This is a genomic window from Streptomyces deccanensis (genome assembly GCF_022385335.1).
Classification (GTDB): domain Bacteria; phylum Actinomycetota; class Actinomycetes; order Streptomycetales; family Streptomycetaceae; genus Streptomyces; species Streptomyces deccanensis.
Genome location: NZ_CP092431.1, coordinates 6,531,495 through 6,549,935 on the forward strand (window position 1 = coordinate 6,531,495; position 18,441 = coordinate 6,549,935).

An 18,441-nucleotide genomic window follows, 5' to 3' on the forward strand; every position below is an offset into this window, starting at 1 on the left:
ACGGTCGGAGGGGCCGCGCACTTCCCAGAATCCGGAAGGACAGCCAGCCATGGCCATGGACGCCATCTCAGTCATCCGCACCAAGCGGGACCGCGGCGAGCTCAGCGACGAGCAGATCGACTGGGTCATCGACGCCTACACCCGTGGCGAGGTCGCCGACTACCAGATGGCCGCCCTCAACATGGCGATCCTCCTCAACGGCATGGACCGCCGCGAGATCGCCCGCTGGACCGCCGCGATGATCGCCTCCGGCGAGCGCATGGACTTCTCGTCCCTGTCCCGCCCCACCGCCGACAAGCACTCCACCGGCGGCGTCGGCGACAAGATCACGCTGCCCCTGGCACCGCTGGTGGCGGCCTGCGGCGCGGCCGTACCCCAGCTCTCCGGGCGGGGCCTCGGCCACACCGGCGGCACCCTGGACAAGCTGGAGTCCATCCCCGGCTGGCGCGCCCTCCTGTCCAACGAGGAGATGCTGAACGTCCTGGACGAGGTCGGCGCGGTCATCTGCGCGGCGGGCGACGGCCTGGCCCCGGCGGACAAGAAGCTCTACGCCCTCCGCGACGTCACGGGAACGGTCGAGGCCATCCCGCTGATCGCCTCCTCCATCATGTCGAAGAAGATCGCGGAGGGGACCGGCTCCCTGGTCCTGGACGTGAAGGTGGGCACGGGAGCCTTCATGAAGACCATCGAGGACGCCCGTGAGCTGGCGTCGACGATGGTGGGCCTCGGCACCGACCACGGCGTGAAGACGGTCGCCCTCCTCACGGACATGTCGACCCCGCTCGGCCTCACCGCCGGCAACGCCCTCGAAGTCCGCGAGTCGGTCGAGGTCCTGGCGGGCGGCGGCCCGGCAGACGTCGTGGAACTCACGATCGCCCTGGCCCGCGAGATGCTCGACGCGGCCGGGGTGAAGGACGCCGACCCGGCGAAGGCGCTGGCCGACGGCTCGGCGATGGACGCCTGGCGCCGCATGATCGCCGCCCAGGGCGGCGACCCGGACGCCCCGCTCCCCACCTCCCGCGAGCAGCACGTGGTGAAGGCGACCGCCTCCGGCGTCCTGACCCGCCTGGACGCCTACGACATCGGCATCGCCGCCTGGCGCCTCGGCGCCGGCCGCGCCCGCAAGGAGGACCCGGTCCAGGCCGCCGCGGGCGTCGAACTGCACGCCAAGCCCGGCGACCCGGTCACCGAGGGCCAGCCCCTGCTCACCCTGCACACCGACACACCCGAGCGCTTCGACTACGCCCTGGAGGCGGTGGAGGGCTCGTACGACATCGGGGCGCCGGGCACGGAGTTCGCGGCCTCGCCGGTGGTGCTGGAACGCATCGCCTGACCTGCGTCTTTCTCATTCGGATGAACGGGATCGGTGGACCCGCACCGGTCCCGTTCGGCATGCTGTAGTCGGTGACGCACCGATGGGAGAAAACCGCCATGAGCGCACTCACTGTCGACCACGCGACGGCCAGTGGCCACGAGTGGGACGACCTCGTCCGAATCTGGCAGGAGACGGACGCCCCCGAGGGCTGCAAGGTGGAGATCATCGAGGGGATCGTCACCGTGGCACCACCGCCCTCCAACGCCCACAACGACATTGCCGACCGCGTGCAGCGTCATCTCTATCGGGAGATCCCTGAAGACTGGGGGATCTACCAGACGCTGGGAGCGGCTGTACCGTCTCGTGTCGGTCTCTACATTCCTGATCTCGCTGTGGCGCCCAGGGGAGCCCTGTACGAGGGAGACGGCAACTACATCCCCGCAGCCGCCGCCGAACTGGTCGTAGAGATCACCTCGAAATCCAACGCGAGCAACGACCGGATCAAGAAAGCGGCGGGCTACGCACAAGCAGGAGTACCGCTGTACTTGCTCATCGACAGCTGGGCTCCGGGCGGTCCGACGGTGACGCTCTACGGTGAGCCGAAGGGCGACGTCTATCGAGTGCTGCGGGCGGGCAAATTCGGTGACCCGATCGAACTCCCCGAGCCCTTCGCGCTCACGCTGGACACGAGCGTGTTCCCCACCAAGTAGGTCCGCCGGTACGGGGGTGTCCTCACGCACCGATGAATTGCGTGACCTCGCGCGGTCTACCGATCGTGGACGCGACGACACCCGCCGTACTCGTGCTGCCAGGCCCCGTCACCCGGGACGCGACGCCTCGGCTCTGTGCCGAGGTACGCGCGCGACTTCAGGAGACCGGGGGCGGGATCGTGGTCTGCGATGTCGGCGGTATCGGCCCCCCGGGCCTGGCCGCCGTCGACGCCCTGGCCCGGATGCAGCTCACCGCCCGCCGGGCCGGGGGCCGGATCCGGCTGCGGGACCCGGATCCGGCGCTGAGCGCGCTACTGGGCCTGGTCGGGCTTGCCTTCGAGGTGGAGGGGGAGGTCGAAGAGGGGGAACCAGCGGGCGGTGTCGAGGAAGCAGTGGAATCCGGCGATCCGGCCCTCTGAGATCTCCAGCACCTGCACGGCCCACGCGCTGAAGCCGCCCTTCTCCGGGTCCGGTTTGTACTGCGCGAAGCCCGGCAGCCCGTTGACCGCGACCGGCACGAGGTGCGATCCGGCGCAGGGCGCGCCGAGGGTGGTCATGAACCCGGTGATGTCGCCGGTGCCGGTCAGCCACAGGTCGAACGGCGGCATCGTCATGACCGCGTCCTCGTGCAGCAGGGCCGTCAGCGCCGCCATGTCGTACCCCTCGAAGGCGGCCACGTAGCGCTCCAGCAGCTTCTGCTGCTCGTCGTCGAGGGGGTCGGAGACATCGGCCGCCGCGACCTGCCCGTCGCCCTCGGCGAGCGTCGCGCGGGCCCGCTGGAGGGCGCTGTTCACCGAGGCGACGGAGGTGTCGAGCAGCTCGGCGACCTCGCTGGCCTTCCACGCGAGCACCTCACGCAGGATGAGCACCGCCCGCTGCTTGGACGGCAGCTTCTGCAGCGCCGCCACGAACGCCAGCCGCACGGACTCCTTGGCCACGGCGGCATCCGCCGGATCGTCGGTGGTCGGCAGCACCCGGGCGTCCGGCACCGGCTCCAGCCAGGTGTTGTCGGGGCGGGGCGAGAGGGCGGCCTGCGCGAGCGGTGTCGAGTCGGTGAGATCCATGGGCCGTGCCCGCTTGTTCCCTGCGGTCAGCATGTCGAGGCAGACGTTCGTGGCGATCCGGTAGAGCCAGGACCGCAGGGACGACCGGCCCTCGAACTTCTCGTAGCTCCGCCAGGCCCGGATCATCGTGTCCTGCACGGCGTCCTCGGCCTCGAAGGACGACCCCAGCATCCGATAGCAGTACCCGGTCAGCTCGACCCGGTGTTTCTCCAGCCGGACGTCCAGTTCCGCCGTCGCCGTACCGTCACTCATGGCCAACCCACCCCTGTGGCTCACTCCGTCGCACGCACCCTTGCGCACCACCTCGGAAGCTACCGCAGCCCACTGACAATGGCCTGGCGAAGAGAAGAACGGTGAGGTCAGAGTGGTTGTACGGTGCCCGCGCCCCTCCTCAGGGAGAGAGGAAGCTCAGTGGACCGGCACAGGCGCCCGCCGAGCCGCGCGCGACCCCAGCACAGTGATCCCCACAACCCCCACCACGGCCAGCAGCCCCAGCGAAACCGTCCCGCCCCAGCCGCTCGCGTGGAAGGCGACCGCCCCCAGCGTGCTGCCCACGCTGGAGCCCACGTAGTAAGCCGACTGGTACAGCGCCGACGCCTGCGCACGGCCCTCCTTCGCCGTGTGGCTCACCGCCGACGACGCGGCGGCGTGTCCCGCGAAGAAGCCGGCGGTGATGAGGACGAGGCCGAGCAGGACCACCGGGAGCGAGTCGGACAGCGACACCAGCAGACCGGCGGTCGTCGTGCCGCCCGCCAGGTACAGCGCGCCCCGACGCCCCAGCCGCCCCACCAGCTTCCCGGCGGTCGACGCCGACACCGTCCCCACCAGGTACACGAGGAAGATCGACCCGATGATCCCCTGCGGCAGGGAGAAGGGCGCGTCGGCCAACCGGTACCCGATCACCGTGTAGACGGCGCCGAAGACCGTCATGAACAGCGCGCCGATCGCGTACAGCCGACGCAGCAGCGGGTTGGCGAGGTGCGCCCGGACCGTACGGCCCAGCACCCGGGGCCGCAGCGAGCCCGCCACGAAGTGCCTCGGCGCGGGAAGCAGCAGCCGGAAGGCCACCGCGCACCCGACCGCGACCACCCCGAGCACGCCCAGCGCGACCCGCCAGCCCCACTCCTGGGCGACCCACCCCGTGACGACCCGCCCGCTCATGCCGCCCACGCTGTTCCCGGCGACGAAGAGACCGATCGCCGTGACGAGCGCCCTGGGCCGCACCTCCTCGGCGAGGTAGGCGGTGGCCGAGGCCGGCACCCCGGCCAGCGCGGCACCCTGCACGGCCCGCAGCACCACCAGCGCCCCCAGCGAGGGCGCGAAGGGGATCAGCAGCCCGACGGTCACCGCGACCGCCAGCGACACGGTCATCAACGTACGCCGCCCGAACCGCTCCGACAGCGCGCTCATCGGCAGGACGAACAGCGCCAGCGCACCCGTCGCCGCCGACACCGTCCAACTGGCCGCGCTCGCCGTCGTCCCGAAACCGTCCGAGATCAGCGGCAGCAGGGCCTGCGTGGAGTAGAGCAGGGCGAAGGTCGCGACACCGGCGAGGAACAGCGCGAGGCTCATCCGCCGGTAGCCGGGCCCGCCCGGGGCCACACGGGAATCGACGGGGGTGCTGACTGATCCGGCGCCCACGCTGGTGGACGCCTCGGTACTCGCGGTAGGCATGCCTCGAAACTACGTACGCCGAGATTCATCCGTCCAATGCATGGAACCGTCATAATCGTTCCCGTGACGCATCAGCAGAGGTCAGGGCCGCGGCTGTCACCGTCCGGTGACACAGAAGACATCGAGCAGACTGGGCACGCCGGGCGCACCGGATACACCGACGACATCGAGGACATCGTCCTGCGGCTCGCCCCCCGCCTCGCCTACTTCGCCGGGGTCGCCCGCACCGAGCACGTCACGCGGGCCGCGCAGGAGATGCAGGTCCCGCAGTCGACGCTGTCGCGGGCGATGGTCCGCCTGGAACAGGACCTGGGCGTCGACCTGTTCGCCCGCCGGGGGCGCACGGTCTCCCTCACCCCCGCCGGCCGCACCTTCCACGCCTCCGTCGAGCGCGCCCTCACCGAGATCGAACGCGCCGCCGACGAGGTCCGCGCCGACGCCGACCCCGCCACCGGCAAGGTCGCCTTCGGCTTCCTGCACACCATGGGCGCCGAGACCGTCCCCGGCCTCCTCCAGGCCTTCCGCGCCGAGCACCCCCGCGTCCGCTTCAGCCTCGTCCAGAACTACGGCGAGGCCATGCTCGAACGCCTCCGCGCGGGTGAACTCGACCTCTGCCTCACCTCTCCCGTCCCGGACGCCCCCGACCTGGTGGCCCGCCGCCTCGACGAGCAGAAGCTCCGCCTCGTCGTCCCCGCCGACCACCGCCTCGCCGCCCGCAAACGCGTCCGCCTCGCCGAGGCCGCCGACGAAACCTTCGTCACCCTCGAACCCGGCTACGGCATGCGCCGCATCACCGACGACCTCTGCAAGGAGGCCGGCTTCAAGCCGCGCATCGCCTTCGAGGGCGAGGAGGCGGAGACGCTCCGGGGCCTGGTGGCGGCGGGCCTGGGCGTGGCCCTCCTGCCCCCACCGGCCGTCCCCCGGCCGGGTGTCGTCGAACTGACGGTCACGGCCCCGAGAGCGGCCAGGGAGATCGGCGTCGCCTGGCTCGACGGCCACCCGGACACACCCCCGGTGGCGGCCTTCAAGAAGTTCCTGCTGTCGAGAAGGGGCAACTTGCTGAGCAGCTGAGCCGCAGCCGCGCCCCCTCAGGGGCGCGGGGAACTCCGCGAGAAGCCCCCCGGACCCGCGGCCGCGCCACGAACCTCAGACACCCCTCTGCGGGCGAGCCACCCCGAAGCCGGAGGCGAGCGGCATCCGCAACCCCAACGGCGGCGGCGCCGCGAGCGCGTCCTCCACCGGCCGGGCGAACGCCCTCCCGAACAACACCCCCAGCACGAAATCCGCGGCCAACGCATGCACCTCGTCCCGGTACTGCGTCAACCCGTGCCGGTCCGCGTGCACCTCGAACCGGCAGATGTCGGGGTTCGTCTTCTTCGCCCGCGCCGCGAACCGGAACGACAGCTCGGGATCCACCCGCTCGTCGTTCGTCCCGTGCACGATCAGCACCCGCCGCCCGGCCAGCTGTTTCACCGGTTCGGGCGGCGCCGCCACATCCTCCTCGGGCAGCCAGGGAGCGATGGCCAGCACGGAGTTGACGGCCTCGTGCCCGGCCGCGTGCAGCGCGGCCCGCGCCCCCATGTGGAGCCCGACGAGACACACCGGGACGTCCCCGTAGCGCCGGACGACCTCGTCCGTGGCCCACTCCGCGTCCCGCGCGAGGCGCGCCTCCGAACCGTTCCAGCCCCGGTAGCGGTAGTGCACGACATGCGTGGCCAGCCCCTCCGCACGGCCCGCGCGAGCGAGTCGGCGGCCGAGGGCGCGCACGGACGCCGTGGCCATCATGGGGGAGGGTCTGCGGGTGGATGCCTCGTCGCCGGCCGGGAGCAGCAGGACCACTCCGCTGACCGTGCTCGGCTCCGGGCCGATCGTCCGCCCAAGTCGGGGCGTCCGTACCGGCATTGCTTGCTGCGCCATGACAGAACAGTGTCAGAAGAGATGGTGTACGCCACCCGTCCTGTGGGTCACCGTTGGGTATCGACAGGACCGCCCGACAGGCGCTCTACGCGCGTAGGGCTTATCGTGCGAAAATGACGAACCAGACCGACCCGACCGGTACCACCCCGGACTCGGACCAGATCCGCCGGGCGCCCAAGGTTCTGCTGCACGACCACCTCGACGGCGGCCTGCGCCCCGGAACCATCGTCGAACTCGCCCGCGACAGCGCGTACTCCCACCTCCCCGAGACCGACGCCGACCGGCTCGGCGCCTGGTTCCGCGAGGCCGCCGACTCCGGCTCCCTGGAGCGGTACCTGGAGACCTTCTCCCACACCGTCGCCGTCATGCAGACCCGCGACGCGCTCTTCCGTGTCGCCGCCGAGTGCGCCGAGGACCTCGCCGCCGACGGCGTCGTCTACGCCGAGGTCCGCTACGCCCCCGAACAGCACCTCGACGGCGGACTCACCCTCGAACAGGTCGTCGAGGCCGTCAACGACGGCTTCCGGGAAGGCGAACGGCGGGCCAGGGCCGACGGCCACCGCATCCGCGTCGGCGCCCTGCTCACCGCCATGCGGCACGCGGCCCGCGCCCTGGAGATCGCCGAACTCGCCAACCGCTACCGCGACCTGGGCGTCGTCGGATTCGACATCGCGGGCGCCGAGGCCGGCTACCCGCCCACCCGCCACCTCGACGCCTTCGAGTACCTCAAGCGGGAGAACAACCACTTCACCATCCACGCCGGTGAGGCCTTCGGACTCCCCTCCATCTGGCAGGCCCTGCAGTGGTGCGGCGCCGACCGGCTCGGCCACGGCGTCCGCATCATCGACGACATCCAGGTCCACGCGGACGGCTCCGTGAAGCTCGGCCGCCTCGCCTCCTACGTCCGCGACAAGCGCATCCCGCTGGAGCTGTGCCCCAGCTCCAACCTCCAGACCGGCGCCGCCCGTTCGTACGCCGAGCACCCCATCGGGCTGCTGCGGCGACTGCACTTCCGCGCCACCGTGAACACCGACAACCGGCTGATGTCCCACACCAGCATGAGCCGCGAATTCGAGCACCTTGTCGACGCTTTCGGTTACACGCTCGACGACATGCAGTGGTTCTCGGTCAATGCTATGAAGTCAGCATTCATTCCTTTCGATGAACGACTGGCCATGATCAATGACGTGATCAAGCCCGGATACGCCGAGTTGAAATCCGAATGGCTGTTCCGTCAGACGGCTTCCACCAGCGGTTCTGTCGACGAACAGGGGTGAAAAGCGGCATCGGGAAGCGGTCACGTCGACGGCGACGCGGCCGCTTTTCGATGTTTGCCTCCGGCGGGACTTTGGTGTTTACGTTTCGGCACCGCTCACCCGTCACACGCATTCCAAGGACGCATTCAACATGAAGCAGTCTGCTGCCAAGACCCTCGGTGTCGCCGTCGTCGGTGCCGCCATCGCCGCCGCGGGCGCGGGCGCCGCGAACGCCGCGCCGGGTGCCCCCGAAGCCTCCCAGGCCCTGGGCACCGTCACCCAGGCACTGCCCGTGGAGAACGTCACGAAGGTGCTGCCGGCCGCCTCCGGTGCCCTCGCCCAGGGCCAGAGCGCGCTCGGCGCCGGCCTCGAAGCCGCCCAGCCCGCCGCCACCAACGTCCTCGCCGAGGGCCCCACCGCCCCCGTCGCCGGACTGCTCGGCGGCCTCCCCGTCGGCAAGACCCTCCCCGCCAAGGGCCTCGGCGTCAACGGCCTGCCCCTCGGCGGCGGCCCCGCCGCCTGAGGCACACCGCGACAGACGTACGGGGCGCACCCCTCGAAGGGTGCGCCCCGTCGGCGTGCGCGCCGGCCGACAGCGGTCGGTCCGGCGCGCGTCACCAGGCCGTGCGGGCCTTGCCCTCGGAGGGGAACAGGATCCACAGGGCTATGTACAGCAGGAACTGCGGGCCCGGAAGCAGACACGACACCAGGAAGATGACGCGCATCGTGGTCGCGGAGGTGCCGAAGCGCCGTGCCAGCGCGGCGCACACTCCGCCGATCATCCGGCCTTCGGTGGGGCGGGCAAGGCGACTCATGAGGGCTCCTTCGTCAGCGTAGGACGTCGACCGCGGGCCGACGGTGGGACGGGGCCCGAAGCGGCCACCGCTCTCTTTTCCACACCTTCGACGCTACGGTGACGAAGCGGACGAAGCATCCCTCTACGGGGCCATCCCCACCCTGGGAATCGTCGGGGTCCGACCCTGAGACAACTCCTCGGGGCGCGGCCGGCCCGTTCCCACCCGGGTCTCTGCCCTCCGCCGCAACGCCGACCTGACCGCCGGTACGACCGCGAGGTGGGCGAGGCCCACGCCGACCGTGTTCAGCAGGATCGAGTCGATGTCGACGACCTGACCGGGCACCCCGGTCTGCAACAACTCGATCGCCAGCGACAGCAACGCCCCGGCCGCGACCGCGCGGGCCAGCGAGGCGAGCGGCGACACGGCGAGCCTGCCGTGCAGCATCGGCAGCAGGACACCCAGCGGGGCGAGCAGCGCCAGCCCCTCACCGATCCGATGGGCCGCCTCCGGCCAGCCGAGCGCGAGATCCGCTCTGATCCCGGCGAACGGCCGCAGATTCGCGGGACTCATCCAGGTGACGTCCAGCGGACGCAGCGTGATCCAGGCAACGACCGCGAGATGCGCGACGAGGAGGACACCCCCCGCCGCACGGACACGGACCCCGGCGCTACCGCCGTTCGTACCTTGAGGCTGCACGCCCCCCAAGACGCGGCCCCCGGCACGATCGGTTGCAGGGACTTTTTTGAGGCTCGGTTCGCCTCCGGGGCGCAGAAGCCTGTGTCGAGAGGGCGATCGTGCTCGGCCCTCCTTCGTCGGGCGCTGCGCGCTCCCCCACTCTCGGCTTCGCTCGAGCGGGAGGTGCCCCCATGCCCTCTCGACACAGGCGCGCCCCTTCGGCTCACTCGCCGACCCTGTTGCAGTTGCCCTGGCAGTGGGCCTCTAGGGGTGGGCCGCCCGTGTTCGATCCGGCGGCCGTGCCTGCGTGGCCGTCAGGAGCCGTTGATCTCCTCGGAAGGCGGGTTGCCCTCGCCCGGGGAGGATTCGGTCTCCTGGGTGCAGTCGTAGCGGCGTAGCGACTCGGCGCTCGTGCTCGTGCTGCCCAGGACCACCGAGCCGTTGTCGCCGGCGGCGGCGGAGTCGGCGAAGGTGCAGACGATCTGGGCGAGGGCGTACTTGGGCAGGGACTCCGGGGCGGTGGACAGGCGGAGCGTGTCCTCGGGGTCGCCGGGGGAGGGGCCCGTCACCGTCAGGCCGGGCGGGACGGCCGTCCTGTAGCCGGCCTCGTCCTCGACCTCGCTGGGGTCGGCGGCCAGGGCGTCCAGCAGGCCCTGGGCTACGGCGACCCGTCGCTGGGACTCCTCGGTGCCCTCGGCGACCTGCACCGAGCGGTTGACGCGGACGAGCGCCCCGGAGCAGAGCAGGAAGACCTCGACCGGCATGCCCGAGGGGGTCGCCTGGGGCGAGAGGTCCGTCGCCGACAGCTCGCACGGCACCATCGAGGGCGCCGGGCCGAAGTCCGTCGGCACCTGGGTGGCCCGGATGCCGCAGCCGGCGAGGAGGCCGGTGAGTGCCCCGGTCGCGACCAGGACGCGTACGGCTCGGGCGTCTCGTATCGTCACTGGCCGTCCCCTTCGCTGCCTGCCGGGCCGCCGTCGCCCTGCTCGCCGTCCCGTTCGTCCCGTTCCTTCGCGACCAGGGAGGCCGCGTCGCGGGGCAGGCGGAGGGTGAAGACCGCGCCGCCCTTGGGGGAGTTGGCGGCGGTGATCTCGCCGCCGTGGATGTGGGCGTTCTCCAGGGCGATGGACAGACCGAGGCCGCTGCCCTCGGAGCGGGGGCGGGAGGCGCTCGCCTTGTAGAAGCGGTCGAAGACGTGCGGGAGGACGTCCTCAGGGATGCCGGGGCCGTGGTCCCGCACCTCGATGAACAGGTTCTCGCCCTCCGTGCGCACCGAGACGCGCACCGGGGAGCCGCCGTGCTTGAGCGCGTTGCCGATCAGGTTCGCCAGGATCACGTCCAGGCGGCGCGGGTCGAGGTTGACGATGACGCCGCGCTCGGCGTCCAGTTCCACCGCGTCCAGCCAGGCGCGGGCGTCGATGCAGGCGGTGATCTGGTCGGCGATGTCCACGTCGTCGAGGACGAGCCGGGCGGTGCCCGCGTCGAAGCGGGTCACCTCCATCAGGTTCTCGACCAGGTCGTTGAGGCGCCGCGTCTCGCTGACGACGAGCCGTACCGCCGGTTCGATCATGGGGTCGAGGCTGCCCGTGTCGGCGTCCAGCTCCTCCTCCAGCACCTCCGTGACGGCGGTGATCGCCGTCAGCGGCGTACGGAGTTCGTGGGACATGTCGGCGACGAAGCGGCGGGACGCCTCCTCGCGGGCGCTCATGTCGTCGACCTTCTTCTCCAGGGACTCCGCCGCGAGGTTGAACGTCCGGGAGAGGTCGGCCAGTTCGTCCGTGCCGGAGACGCGCAGCCGGGTGTCGAGCTTGCCCTCGCCGAGGCGGCGGGCGGCCACGCCGAGGCGCTGCACCGGCTTCAGGACCGTGGTCGCGGCGGCCTGTGCGAGCAGCGCCGAGCCGATCAGCGACAGGCCCGTGGCGATACCGAGGGACCAGGCGAGGGAGTTGAGGTCCTTCGCCTCCTCCGCGAGGGACTTGCGCATGTAGCCGGTCGGCCCGCCGCCGATCATCTTCGCGCCGCCCACGAGGTACGGGGTGTCGCCGTCGATGACCCGCTGCCAGTACACGTGGTACGCGTGCTTGTTGCCCGAGGTGAGCTTCTGCCGCTTGTTGACGGCCTTCTGCAACGACGCGGGCACGTCCTCCAGCGAGAAACCCGTGAGCGCGTTGTCGGTCGAGGACCCGGTGACCGTCTCGCCGTCCGCGCCCTCGGCGATCAGCAGCACGCTGGAGCGCTCGCCGCCGTCAGCCATCTTGCGGGCCGCGACGCGCAGTTGGTCCTGTGTCGGGTTCGGGCGCAGGGTGCTCACATGGCTCTGCATCTCGCGCTCGAAGTCGTTGAGCGCCGCGTCCTGCGCGCGTGTCTGCACGGCCTCGCGGTTGAGCCAGTAGGCGATACCGGACGCCGACACGGCGGCCGTGAGCGCCACCAGACCGAACACGACCACCAGACGCAGCCGCAGACTGGTGAAACGGATCCGGGACTGCACTGTCCTGCGAGCCGCGGCCCAGCCGCGGATCCCCCCTGAAGCCTTCGTCACTGAGGCGTGTCCAACCGGTAGCCCACGCCGCGCACGGTACGGATCAGGGTCGGCGACGACGGAACGTCCTCGACCTTGGCGCGCAGCCGCTGCACACACGCGTCCACCAGGCGGGAGTCGCCCAGGTAGTCGTGCTCCCACACCAGACGCAGCAACTGCTGCCGGGACAGGGCCTGTCCGGGCCGGCGGCTCAGCTCCAGGAGCAGCCGCAGCTCGGTGGGCGTGAGCTGGAGGTCCTCGCCGTTCTTCGTCACCGTCATCGCCGCACGGTCGATCACGAGGGAGCCGAAGGTCGCCGCGTCGTTGGCCTCGCGCTCACCGCGCCGCAGCACCGCGCGGATCCGGGCGTCCAGCACCCGCCCCTGCACGGGCTTGACCACATAGTCGTCCGCGCCCGACTCCAGGCCCACCACGACGTCGATGTCGTCGCTGCGCGCGGTGAGCAGGATGATCGGCAGCTGGTCGGTGCGCCGGATCCGCCGACACACCTCGAAGCCGTCGATGCCAGGCAGCATCACGTCCAAAACGATCAGATCCGGCCGCTGTTCGCGCAGCAGCTTGAGACCATCCTCGCCGGTGGCGGCGGTGGCGACACGGTGCCCCTGGCGCGTCAGTGAGAGCTCCAGGGCCGTGCGGATGGCGTCGTCGTCCTCGATCAGCAACAGGGAAGGCACGGGCTCATTCTGGCCCATGGCATGGCGCCGAATCGACCGTTGGAGCGCTCCCACCCGACACCCGCACACGATCGTGCCGTTCGCGTAGCCGTACGACTCTTCTCTGTGATCGACCTGTGCCCCGTCCGGGCCGCACCCAGGGGTCCGACCCCTGTGACAGGTCTGTGACAGTCGGCGGACAGAGCCATGAAGGTGAACCGGCAATCTTCTCGGCACAGGCAAGAAAGCAAGCCGAAGACCGGAACTCCACGACGGGGGGCGCGAGATGAACACGCTGCACAGCACCAGCACTAGCGCAGTTGTCACGCGGCTCCACGACGTCGTCCGGAGCACGGAGAAGTCCGGTGCCGTGAGCGGGCGGGGGTGCGCTCGCGGCACCGGGCGTCAGCACACCACGTTCATGTCGGTGGTTGACGCACACGTGGGGGGAAGCGCCACGGGGGCAACGGGGGTCGCCCACGGGGGAACGGGGACTGCGTACGGGGAGGGCACGGGGGAACGCCGGTCTGTGTCGGAGGCGGAGTTCACCGCCTACGTCCAGGAGCGTCGTGCCTCCCTGTACGCAACCGCCTACCACCTGACCGGAGACCGCTTCGAGGCCGAGGACCTGCTGCAGAGCGCGCTGTTCTCGACCTACCGGGCGTGGGACCGGATCAGTGACAAGGCCGCGGTCGGGGGCTACCTCCGCCGCACCATGACCAATCTGCACATCAGCGCGTGGCGCCGCCGCAAGCTGAACGAGTACCCGACCGAGGAACTGCCGGAGACGGCGGGCGACACGGACGCGATGCGCGGCACCGAACTGCGCGCCGTCCTGTGGCAGGCGCTCGCCCGGCTCCCCGAACTCCAGCGCACGATGCTGGTCCTTCGTTACTACGAGGGCCGCACCGACCCGGAGATCGCGGAGATCCTCGACATCAGTGTCGGCACGGTGAAGTCCAGCATCTGGCGGTCCCTCCGCCGGCTGCGCGAGGACGAGGTCCTCAGCTTCGGCCGTGACGAGGAGGAGTCCTTCGGGGAGCTTGTCGCCTGAAGGTCTGTGGGGGGAGTAAGTAACGGGGGAAAAGCGGGGGGAGCACGGGGGAGAGCGGGGGGTACGGGGGAACGGGGAACGTCACGGTGGCGCGGGGGAGCGTCGGTGTGACGAGTGGGGGGATCACGGGGGACGCGGGACTGGAGGGCCGGGGGGTCCGTCCAGTCCCGCTTTCATGTCCGCCCCCGGGCCGTCCCGGTCTTCGTGTGCGGGCTCAGGCAGGCGCCTTCGCGATGCGGCCCGCGGCGGCCGCCGCCAGTCGGCCCAGGGCCTCGTCGCGGTCGCACGGGTGGGCGCCCAACTCCGTCTGGCGGGCCACGATCGAACGCTCCAGCCGCATCAGCCGCCAGCCGCGCCGCAGCAGGAACGGCACCGACTTGCGGCCCTCCTTGAGGTCGCGCAGGAAGCGGCGACGGAAGGTCGTCACCGGACCACGCGTCAGGCACAGCGCGTCCGCCAGCAGCCCGAGTTCACGGCAGCGTCCGACGATCTCGGCGGCGAAGATGCCCTCGGCGATGAACACCGGCGTCGGCCCGATGCGCAGTTCCTCCGCGCCGGTTCGCGCGCTGAGGGAGATGTCGTACGTCGGGACCGTCGTCGCGCTCGTGCGGCACAGCTCCTCGATCGCCGCGACGGCGGTGTCCGCGTCCCACGACAGCGGGTGGTCCCAGTCGATGTCCGTGCTGCCCTCCACCAGCGGCAGCGTCGGGTCCTCGCCCTCCTTGTAGAAGTCGTCGAGCCGCAGCACGGGCAGGCCGGAGCGGGCGGCGAGGAGGGACTTGCCCGAGCCGGACGGACCGGACAGCAGGACCACTCGGGTCGGTATCGAAGGATGCGGGAGATGCGAACTCACGAGAGTCCAGTGTGAGGCATCATGCGGCTCCCGCCGAGACGGCGGGTCGCCCTTGGAGCGCACATCACACCTCAACTACCGTACGTGTCTCTATGATTACTTTCCGCAAGGGAAACGTTCAGCAGAAGGTGGCACCCCAGATGGCTCGACTCTCGGCTCCCCAGAACCCCACCGCCCGGCGCGCGTTGCTGGCCGTCACGACCGCGGGGGTCGCGCTCGGCGCGGGCGCCGGTGCGGCCGCGGCGGCGGACGGTGCCGCCCCGGTCGTCGACGTGATGCGCACCCGGCCCACGTCCCTCGGCAAGGTCGACCCGCAGGCGGGCCTCCAGGCCCTGACCGGCACGGTCGGGTACGTCACCGGGCCGGTCGCGGGGCTCAAGCCCAACCCGCTGGCGGGCACGGGCGTCGACCCCCTCGACAACGGCGTGGGGACGCAGCTCGCCGACTTCCAGCCGCTGACGTCCACTGCCCTGACCGGGCCGGTGGCGCAAGCGCCGTCGGTCGGGAGCATTCCGGTGGCGGGGCCGTTGGTGGGCGGCTTGAAGGGTTGACGGAAGCGGAGGGTCTCCGGGAACTGCGCGGTCCGTGGCACGGCGCGGGTCGTCCGTGGCTGGTCGCGCAGTTCCCCGCGCCCCTTACGGGGCGCCCCTCCTCAGTACGCCGACCCCGACGCGCCCAGCGATCCCGTCGGGTGCCAGACCGTCTTCGTCTCCAGGAACGCCGTCATGCGGTCGATGCCGGGCGTGGCCGACCAGTCGTCCACAGGCTGTGGACGCAGGACGCGCTTGAGGTTGTCGGCCGCGGCGATCTCCAGCTCCTTCGCCAGGACGTCGTCCGCGCCGGCCAGGTCGATCGCGTTGACGTCCTGGTGGGCCGCGAGGGGCGTCGCGATCTCCGACGTACGGCCCGAGAGGACGTTGACCACGCCGCCGGGGACGTCGGACGTGGCGAGGACCTCGCCGAGGGAGAGGGCCGGGAGGGGGGACCTCTCCGACGCCACGACGACCGCCGTGTTGCCCGTCGCGATCACGGGAGCCAGCACCGACACCAGGCCCAGGAACGACGAGTCCTGGGGGGCCAGGACCGCGACCACGCCCGTCGGTTCGGGGGAGGACAGGTTGAAGTACGGGCCCGCGACCGGGTTCGCGCCGCCGACCACCTGGGCGATCTTGTCGGTCCAGCCCGCGTACCAGACCCAGCGGTCGATCGTGGCTTCCACGACCGCGGCGGCCCTGGACTTCGACAGCCCCTCGGCGTCCGCGACCTCCCGTACGAACTGGCCCCTGCGGCCCTCCAGCATCTCCGCGACGCGGTACAGGACCTGGCCCCGGTTGTACGCCGTCGCGCCGGACCAGCCGCCGAACGCCTTACGGGCGGCGACGACCGCGTCGCGGGCGTCCTTGCGGGAGGAGAGCGGGGCGTTGGCCAGCCAGTTGTCCTTGGAGTCCGTCACCTCGTACACCCGGCCGCTCTCGGAACGCGGGAACTTCCCGCCGACGTACAGCTTGTAGGTCTTGAAAACAGACAGGCGGTCAGACATCGAGGTACGCCTCCAGGCCGTGGCGGCCGCCCTCGCGGCCGAAGCCCGACTCCTTGTAGCCGCCGAACGGCGACGTCGGGTCGAACTTGTTGAACGTGTTGGACCAGACGACGCCCGCGCGCAGCTTGTTCGCGACGGCCAGGATCCGGGAGCCCTTCTCGGTCCAGATGCCCGCCGACAGGCCGTACTGGGTGTTGTTGGCCTTGGCGACCGCCTCGTCCGGGGTGCGGAAGGTGAGGACGGAGAGGACCGGGCCGAAGATCTCGTCACGGGCGATGGTGTGCGCCTGCGTGACGTTGGTGAAGAGCGTCGGGGCGAACCAGTAGCCGGAGGTGGGCAGTTCGCAGGCCGGGGACCAGCGTTCGGCGCCCTCCGACTCGCCGCGCTCGACGAGCGAGGTGATCCGGGTCAGCTGCTCCTCGGAGTTGATCGCGCCGATGTCCGTGTTCTTGTCCAGCGGGTCACCGAGCCGGAGCGTGGACAGGCGGCGCTTGAGGGAGTCGAGCAGTTCGTCCTGGATCGACTCCTGGACGAGGAGGCGGCTGCCCGCGCAGCAGACCTGGCCCTGGTTGAAGAAGATGCCGTTGACGATGCCCTCGACGGCCTGGTCGATCGGGGCGTCGTCGAAGACGATGTTCGCGCCCTTGCCGCCCAGTTCCAGGGTGAGCTTCTTGCGGGTGCCCGCGACCGTCTTCGCGATCTGCTTGCCGACCGCCGTGGAGCCGGTGAACGCGACCTTGTTGACGTCCGGGTGCGCGACGAGCGCGGCGCCCGTGTCGCCGTATCCGGGGAGGATGTTGACGACACCCTTCGGGAGGCCGGCCTGGCGGCAGACGTCCGCGAAGAAGAGGGCCGAGAGGGGGGTCGTCTCGGCGGGCTTCAGGACCACCGTGTTGCCCGTCGCCAGGGCCGGGGCGATCTTCCACGCCAGCATGAGCAGCGGGAAGTTCCACGGGATGACCTGGCCCGCCACGCCGAGGGGGCGGGGGTTCGCGCCGAAGCCGGCGTGGTCGAGCTTGTCGGCCCAGCCCGCGTAGTAGAAGAAGTGCGCCGCGACCAGGGGGAGGTCGGCGTCGCGGGTCTCCTTGATCGGCTTGCCGTTGTCGAGGGTTTCGAGGACGGCGAGCTCGCGGGAGCGCTCCTGGATGATGCGGGCGATGCGGAAGAGGTACTTCGCGCGCTCCGCGCCGGGGAGGGCCGACCACTTCTCGAACGCCCTGCGGGCGGCCTGCACGGCGCGGTCCACGTCCGCCTCGCCCGCCTGGGCGATCTCGGAGAGGACCTCCTCGGAGGCGGGGCTGACCGTCTTGAAGACCTTGCCGTCGGCGGCCTCGGTGAACTCGCCGTCGATGAACAGGCCGTAGGAGGGGGCGATGTCGACGATCGCCCGGGACTCGGGGGCCGGTGCGTATTCGAATGCGGAAGCCATGGGGATCAGTCCACCGTCACGTAGTCGGGGCCGGAGTAGCGGCCGGTGGCCAGCTTCTGGCGCTGCATCAGCAGGTCGTTGAGGAGCGAGGACGCGCCGAAGCGGAACCAGTGGTTGTCCAGCCAGTCCTCGCCGACGGTCTCGTTGACCAGGACGAGGAACTTGATCGCGTCCTTGGTGGTGCGGATGCCGCCGGCGGGCTTCACACCGACCTGGACGCCGGTCTGGGCGCGGAAGTCGCGCACGGCCTCCAGCATGAGGAGGGTGTTGGCGGGCGTGGCGTTCACCGCGACCTTGCCGGTGGAGGTCTTGATGAAGTCGGCGCCCGCGAGCATGCCGAGCCAGCTGGCGCGGCGGATGTTGTCGTAGGTCGAGAGCTCGCCCGTCTCGAAGATGACCTTCAGGCGGGCCGCGTCGCCGCAGGCCTCCTTCACCGCGGTGATCTCCTCGTGGACCTTGAGGTAGTTCCCCGCGAGGAACGCGCCGCGGTCGATGACCATGTCGATCTCGTCGGCGCCCGCGGAGACGGCCTCGCGGACGTCCGCCAGCTTCACGGCGAGGGGGGCGCGGCCGGCCGGGAAGGCGGTGGCGACGGAGGCGACCTTGACGGTGGAGCCGGCGACGGCGGCCTTGGCGGCGGGCACCATGTCCGGGTAGACGCAGACCGCGGCCGTGGCGGGCGTGGTGCGGTCGGTGGGGTCGGGGAGGACCGCCTTGGCGCCGAGGGACCGGACCTTGCCGGGGGTGTCCGCGCCTTCCAGGGTCGTCAGGTCGACCATGGAGATGGCCAGGTCGATGGCGTACGCCTTGGCGGTCGTCTTGATGGAACGGGTGCCGAGCGAGGCGGCGCGCGCCTCCAGGCCGACCGGGTCGACGCCGGGCAGCCCGTGGAGGAAGCGGCGCAGCGTGCTGTCGGACGCGGTGACGTCGGCGAGAGCGTGGGGTGCAGCTGTGGACATGGT

20 protein-coding genes are annotated in these 18,441 nt (G+C 71.0%); 8 read left to right on the forward strand and 12 right to left on the reverse strand.

The features are described from left to right. Nucleotides 1–49 precede the first annotated feature (49 nt). The 3 genes from L3078_RS29145 to L3078_RS29155 all read left to right on the forward strand — a co-directional run bounded on the left by L3078_RS29145 (nt 50) and on the right by L3078_RS29155 (nt 2,444). A complete protein-coding gene (locus L3078_RS29145; protein WP_239756882.1) occupies nt 50–1,333 on the forward strand; it encodes a thymidine phosphorylase in 1,284 nt (427 codons plus the stop codon). Nucleotides 1,334–1,431: 98 nt separating this feature from the next. Beyond that, nucleotides 1,432–2,025, forward strand: coding sequence for a Uma2 family endonuclease (locus L3078_RS29150; protein ID WP_239756883.1), 594 nt, complete (start codon nt 1,432–1,434; stop codon nt 2,023–2,025). A 32-nt stretch (nt 2,026–2,057) separates the two neighbouring features. After that, a complete protein-coding gene (locus L3078_RS29155) occupies nt 2,058–2,444 on the forward strand; it encodes an STAS domain-containing protein (RefSeq protein WP_239756884.1) in 387 nt (128 codons plus the stop codon). On the opposite strand, the gene L3078_RS29160 is transcribed toward L3078_RS29155, so the two are convergent. Both L3078_RS29160 and L3078_RS29165 read right to left on the reverse strand, forming a co-directional pair. Beyond that, nucleotides 2,337–3,341 carry a sigma-70 family RNA polymerase sigma factor gene (locus tag L3078_RS29160; protein ID WP_239756885.1) on the reverse strand — a complete coding sequence of 335 codons (1,005 nt, stop codon included), beginning with the start codon at nt 3,339–3,341 and terminating at the stop codon, nt 2,337–2,339. The two genes, L3078_RS29155 and L3078_RS29160, sit on opposite strands and share 108 nt — an antisense overlap. Nucleotides 3,342–3,497: 156 nt before the next feature. Further along, nucleotides 3,498–4,763 (reverse strand): MFS transporter, encoded by a 1,266-nt coding sequence (locus tag L3078_RS29165; RefSeq protein WP_239756886.1) that lies wholly within the window; start codon nt 4,761–4,763, stop codon nt 3,498–3,500. A gap of 63 nt (nt 4,764–4,826) precedes the next feature. Here L3078_RS29165 and L3078_RS29170 point away from each other — a divergent pair, with 63 nt between their 5' ends. Continuing rightward, complete coding sequence (locus L3078_RS29170) at nt 4,827–5,834, forward strand: LysR family transcriptional regulator (RefSeq protein WP_239756887.1); 1,008 nt, start codon at nt 4,827–4,829, stop codon at nt 5,832–5,834. Between the two features lie 75 nt (nt 5,835–5,909). On the opposite strand, the gene L3078_RS29175 is transcribed toward L3078_RS29170, so the two are convergent. Continuing rightward, nucleotides 5,910–6,680: an alpha/beta hydrolase gene (locus L3078_RS29175; RefSeq protein WP_239756888.1), complete on the reverse strand. Its 771-nt coding sequence runs from the start codon at nt 6,678–6,680 to the stop codon at nt 5,910–5,912. Nucleotides 6,681–6,793: 113 nt separating this feature from the next. Between L3078_RS29175 and L3078_RS29180 the strand changes: the two genes are divergently transcribed. Together L3078_RS29180 and L3078_RS29185 are read left to right on the forward strand one after the other, a co-directional pair. Next, on the forward strand, nt 6,794–7,957 hold the full coding sequence (locus L3078_RS29180; protein ID WP_239756889.1) for an adenosine deaminase: 1,164 nt from the start codon (nt 6,794–6,796) through the stop codon (nt 7,955–7,957). A gap of 130 nt (nt 7,958–8,087) precedes the next feature. Then, a complete protein-coding gene (locus tag L3078_RS29185) occupies nt 8,088–8,459 on the forward strand; it encodes an ATP-binding protein (RefSeq protein ID WP_239756890.1) in 372 nt (123 codons plus the stop codon). Between the two features lie 91 nt (nt 8,460–8,550). Here L3078_RS29185 and L3078_RS29190 read toward each other — a convergent pair whose 3' ends face one another. The 5 genes from L3078_RS29190 to afsQ1 all read right to left on the reverse strand — a co-directional run bounded on the left by L3078_RS29190 (nt 8,551) and on the right by afsQ1 (nt 12,624). After that, complete coding sequence (locus L3078_RS29190) at nt 8,551–8,751, reverse strand: PspC domain-containing protein (protein WP_037694490.1); 201 nt, start codon at nt 8,749–8,751, stop codon at nt 8,551–8,553. A 123-nt stretch (nt 8,752–8,874) separates the two neighbouring features. Then, on the reverse strand, nt 8,875–9,429 hold the full coding sequence (locus tag L3078_RS29195) for a VanZ family protein (protein WP_239756891.1): 555 nt from the start codon (nt 9,427–9,429) through the stop codon (nt 8,875–8,877). 293 nt (nt 9,430–9,722) lie between these two features. Beyond that, nucleotides 9,723–10,352: a hypothetical protein gene (locus L3078_RS29200; protein WP_239756892.1), complete on the reverse strand. Its 630-nt coding sequence runs from the start codon at nt 10,350–10,352 to the stop codon at nt 9,723–9,725. Then, entirely contained in the window at nt 10,349–11,950 is a 1,602-nt protein-coding gene (locus tag L3078_RS29205; RefSeq protein ID WP_239756893.1) for a sensor histidine kinase, read from the reverse strand. The genes L3078_RS29200 and L3078_RS29205 overlap by 4 nt, the downstream gene beginning before the upstream one ends. Further along, a complete protein-coding gene (gene afsQ1, locus L3078_RS29210; RefSeq protein WP_013001223.1) occupies nt 11,947–12,624 on the reverse strand; it encodes a two-component system response regulator AfsQ1 in 678 nt (225 codons plus the stop codon). The genes L3078_RS29205 and afsQ1 overlap by 4 nt, the downstream gene beginning before the upstream one ends. A gap of 265 nt (nt 12,625–12,889) precedes the next feature. Here afsQ1 and L3078_RS29215 point away from each other — a divergent pair, with 265 nt between their 5' ends. Then, complete coding sequence (locus L3078_RS29215) at nt 12,890–13,657, forward strand: SigE family RNA polymerase sigma factor (protein WP_239756894.1); 768 nt, start codon at nt 12,890–12,892, stop codon at nt 13,655–13,657. 214 nt (nt 13,658–13,871) lie between these two features. Here L3078_RS29215 and L3078_RS29220 read toward each other — a convergent pair whose 3' ends face one another. Continuing rightward, nucleotides 13,872–14,510 (reverse strand): uridine kinase family protein, encoded by a 639-nt coding sequence (locus L3078_RS29220; RefSeq protein ID WP_239756895.1) that lies wholly within the window; start codon nt 14,508–14,510, stop codon nt 13,872–13,874. Nucleotides 14,511–14,650: 140 nt separating this feature from the next. Between L3078_RS29220 and L3078_RS29225 the strand changes: the two genes are divergently transcribed. Next, nucleotides 14,651–15,061, forward strand: coding sequence for a hypothetical protein (locus L3078_RS29225; RefSeq protein WP_239756896.1), 411 nt, complete (start codon nt 14,651–14,653; stop codon nt 15,059–15,061). 101 nt (nt 15,062–15,162) lie between these two features. Here the strand turns inward: L3078_RS29225 and L3078_RS29230 are convergent, their stop codons facing one another. Genes L3078_RS29230 through deoC form a run of 3 tightly spaced genes read right to left on the reverse strand, consistent with a single transcriptional unit; the run spans nt 15,163 to nt 18,438 of the window. Continuing rightward, nucleotides 15,163–16,050 carry an aldehyde dehydrogenase family protein gene (locus L3078_RS29230; protein WP_239756897.1) on the reverse strand — a complete coding sequence of 296 codons (888 nt, stop codon included), beginning with the start codon at nt 16,048–16,050 and terminating at the stop codon, nt 15,163–15,165. Then, entirely contained in the window at nt 16,043–17,479 is a 1,437-nt protein-coding gene (locus L3078_RS29235) for an aldehyde dehydrogenase family protein (RefSeq protein WP_239756898.1), read from the reverse strand. Before L3078_RS29235 ends, L3078_RS29230 begins: the two co-directional genes overlap by 8 nt. Nucleotides 17,480–17,484: 5 nt before the next feature. Beyond that, nucleotides 17,485–18,438: a deoxyribose-phosphate aldolase gene (gene deoC / locus L3078_RS29240; protein ID WP_239760507.1), complete on the reverse strand. Its 954-nt coding sequence runs from the start codon at nt 18,436–18,438 to the stop codon at nt 17,485–17,487. Nucleotides 18,439–18,441: the final 3 nt, after the last annotated feature.

What these genes read in the sequence shown, in the direction of transcription:
- L3078_RS29145 (WP_239756882.1), top strand. Translation starts at nt 50, where the DNA reads ATGGCCATGGACGCCATCTCAGTCATCCGCACCAAGCGGGACCGCGGC.
- L3078_RS29150 (WP_239756883.1), top strand. Translation starts at nt 1,432, where the DNA reads ATGAGCGCACTCACTGTCGACCACGCGACGGCCAGTGGCCACGAGTGG.
- L3078_RS29155 (WP_239756884.1), top strand. Translation starts at nt 2,058, where the DNA reads ATGAATTGCGTGACCTCGCGCGGTCTACCGATCGTGGACGCGACGACA.
- L3078_RS29160 (WP_239756885.1), bottom strand. Translation starts at nt 3,341, where the DNA reads ATGAGTGACGGTACGGCGACGGCGGAACTGGACGTCCGGCTGGAGAAA.
- L3078_RS29165 (WP_239756886.1), bottom strand. Translation starts at nt 4,763, where the DNA reads ATGCCTACCGCGAGTACCGAGGCGTCCACCAGCGTGGGCGCCGGATCA.
- L3078_RS29175 (WP_239756888.1), bottom strand. Translation starts at nt 6,680, where the DNA reads ATGGCGCAGCAAGCAATGCCGGTACGGACGCCCCGACTTGGGCGGACG.
- L3078_RS29180 (WP_239756889.1), top strand. Translation starts at nt 6,794, where the DNA reads ATGACGAACCAGACCGACCCGACCGGTACCACCCCGGACTCGGACCAG.
- L3078_RS29185 (WP_239756890.1), top strand. Translation starts at nt 8,088, where the DNA reads ATGAAGCAGTCTGCTGCCAAGACCCTCGGTGTCGCCGTCGTCGGTGCC.
- L3078_RS29190 (WP_037694490.1), bottom strand. Translation starts at nt 8,751, where the DNA reads ATGAGTCGCCTTGCCCGCCCCACCGAAGGCCGGATGATCGGCGGAGTG.
- L3078_RS29215 (WP_239756894.1), top strand. Translation starts at nt 12,890, where the DNA reads ATGAACACGCTGCACAGCACCAGCACTAGCGCAGTTGTCACGCGGCTC.
- L3078_RS29225 (WP_239756896.1), top strand. Translation starts at nt 14,651, where the DNA reads ATGGCTCGACTCTCGGCTCCCCAGAACCCCACCGCCCGGCGCGCGTTG.
- L3078_RS29230 (WP_239756897.1), bottom strand. Translation starts at nt 16,050, where the DNA reads ATGTCTGACCGCCTGTCTGTTTTCAAGACCTACAAGCTGTACGTCGGC.
- L3078_RS29235 (WP_239756898.1), bottom strand. Translation starts at nt 17,479, where the DNA reads ATGGCTTCCGCATTCGAATACGCACCGGCCCCCGAGTCCCGGGCGATC.
- deoC (WP_239760507.1), bottom strand. Translation starts at nt 18,438, where the DNA reads ATGTCCACAGCTGCACCCCACGCTCTCGCCGACGTCACCGCGTCCGAC.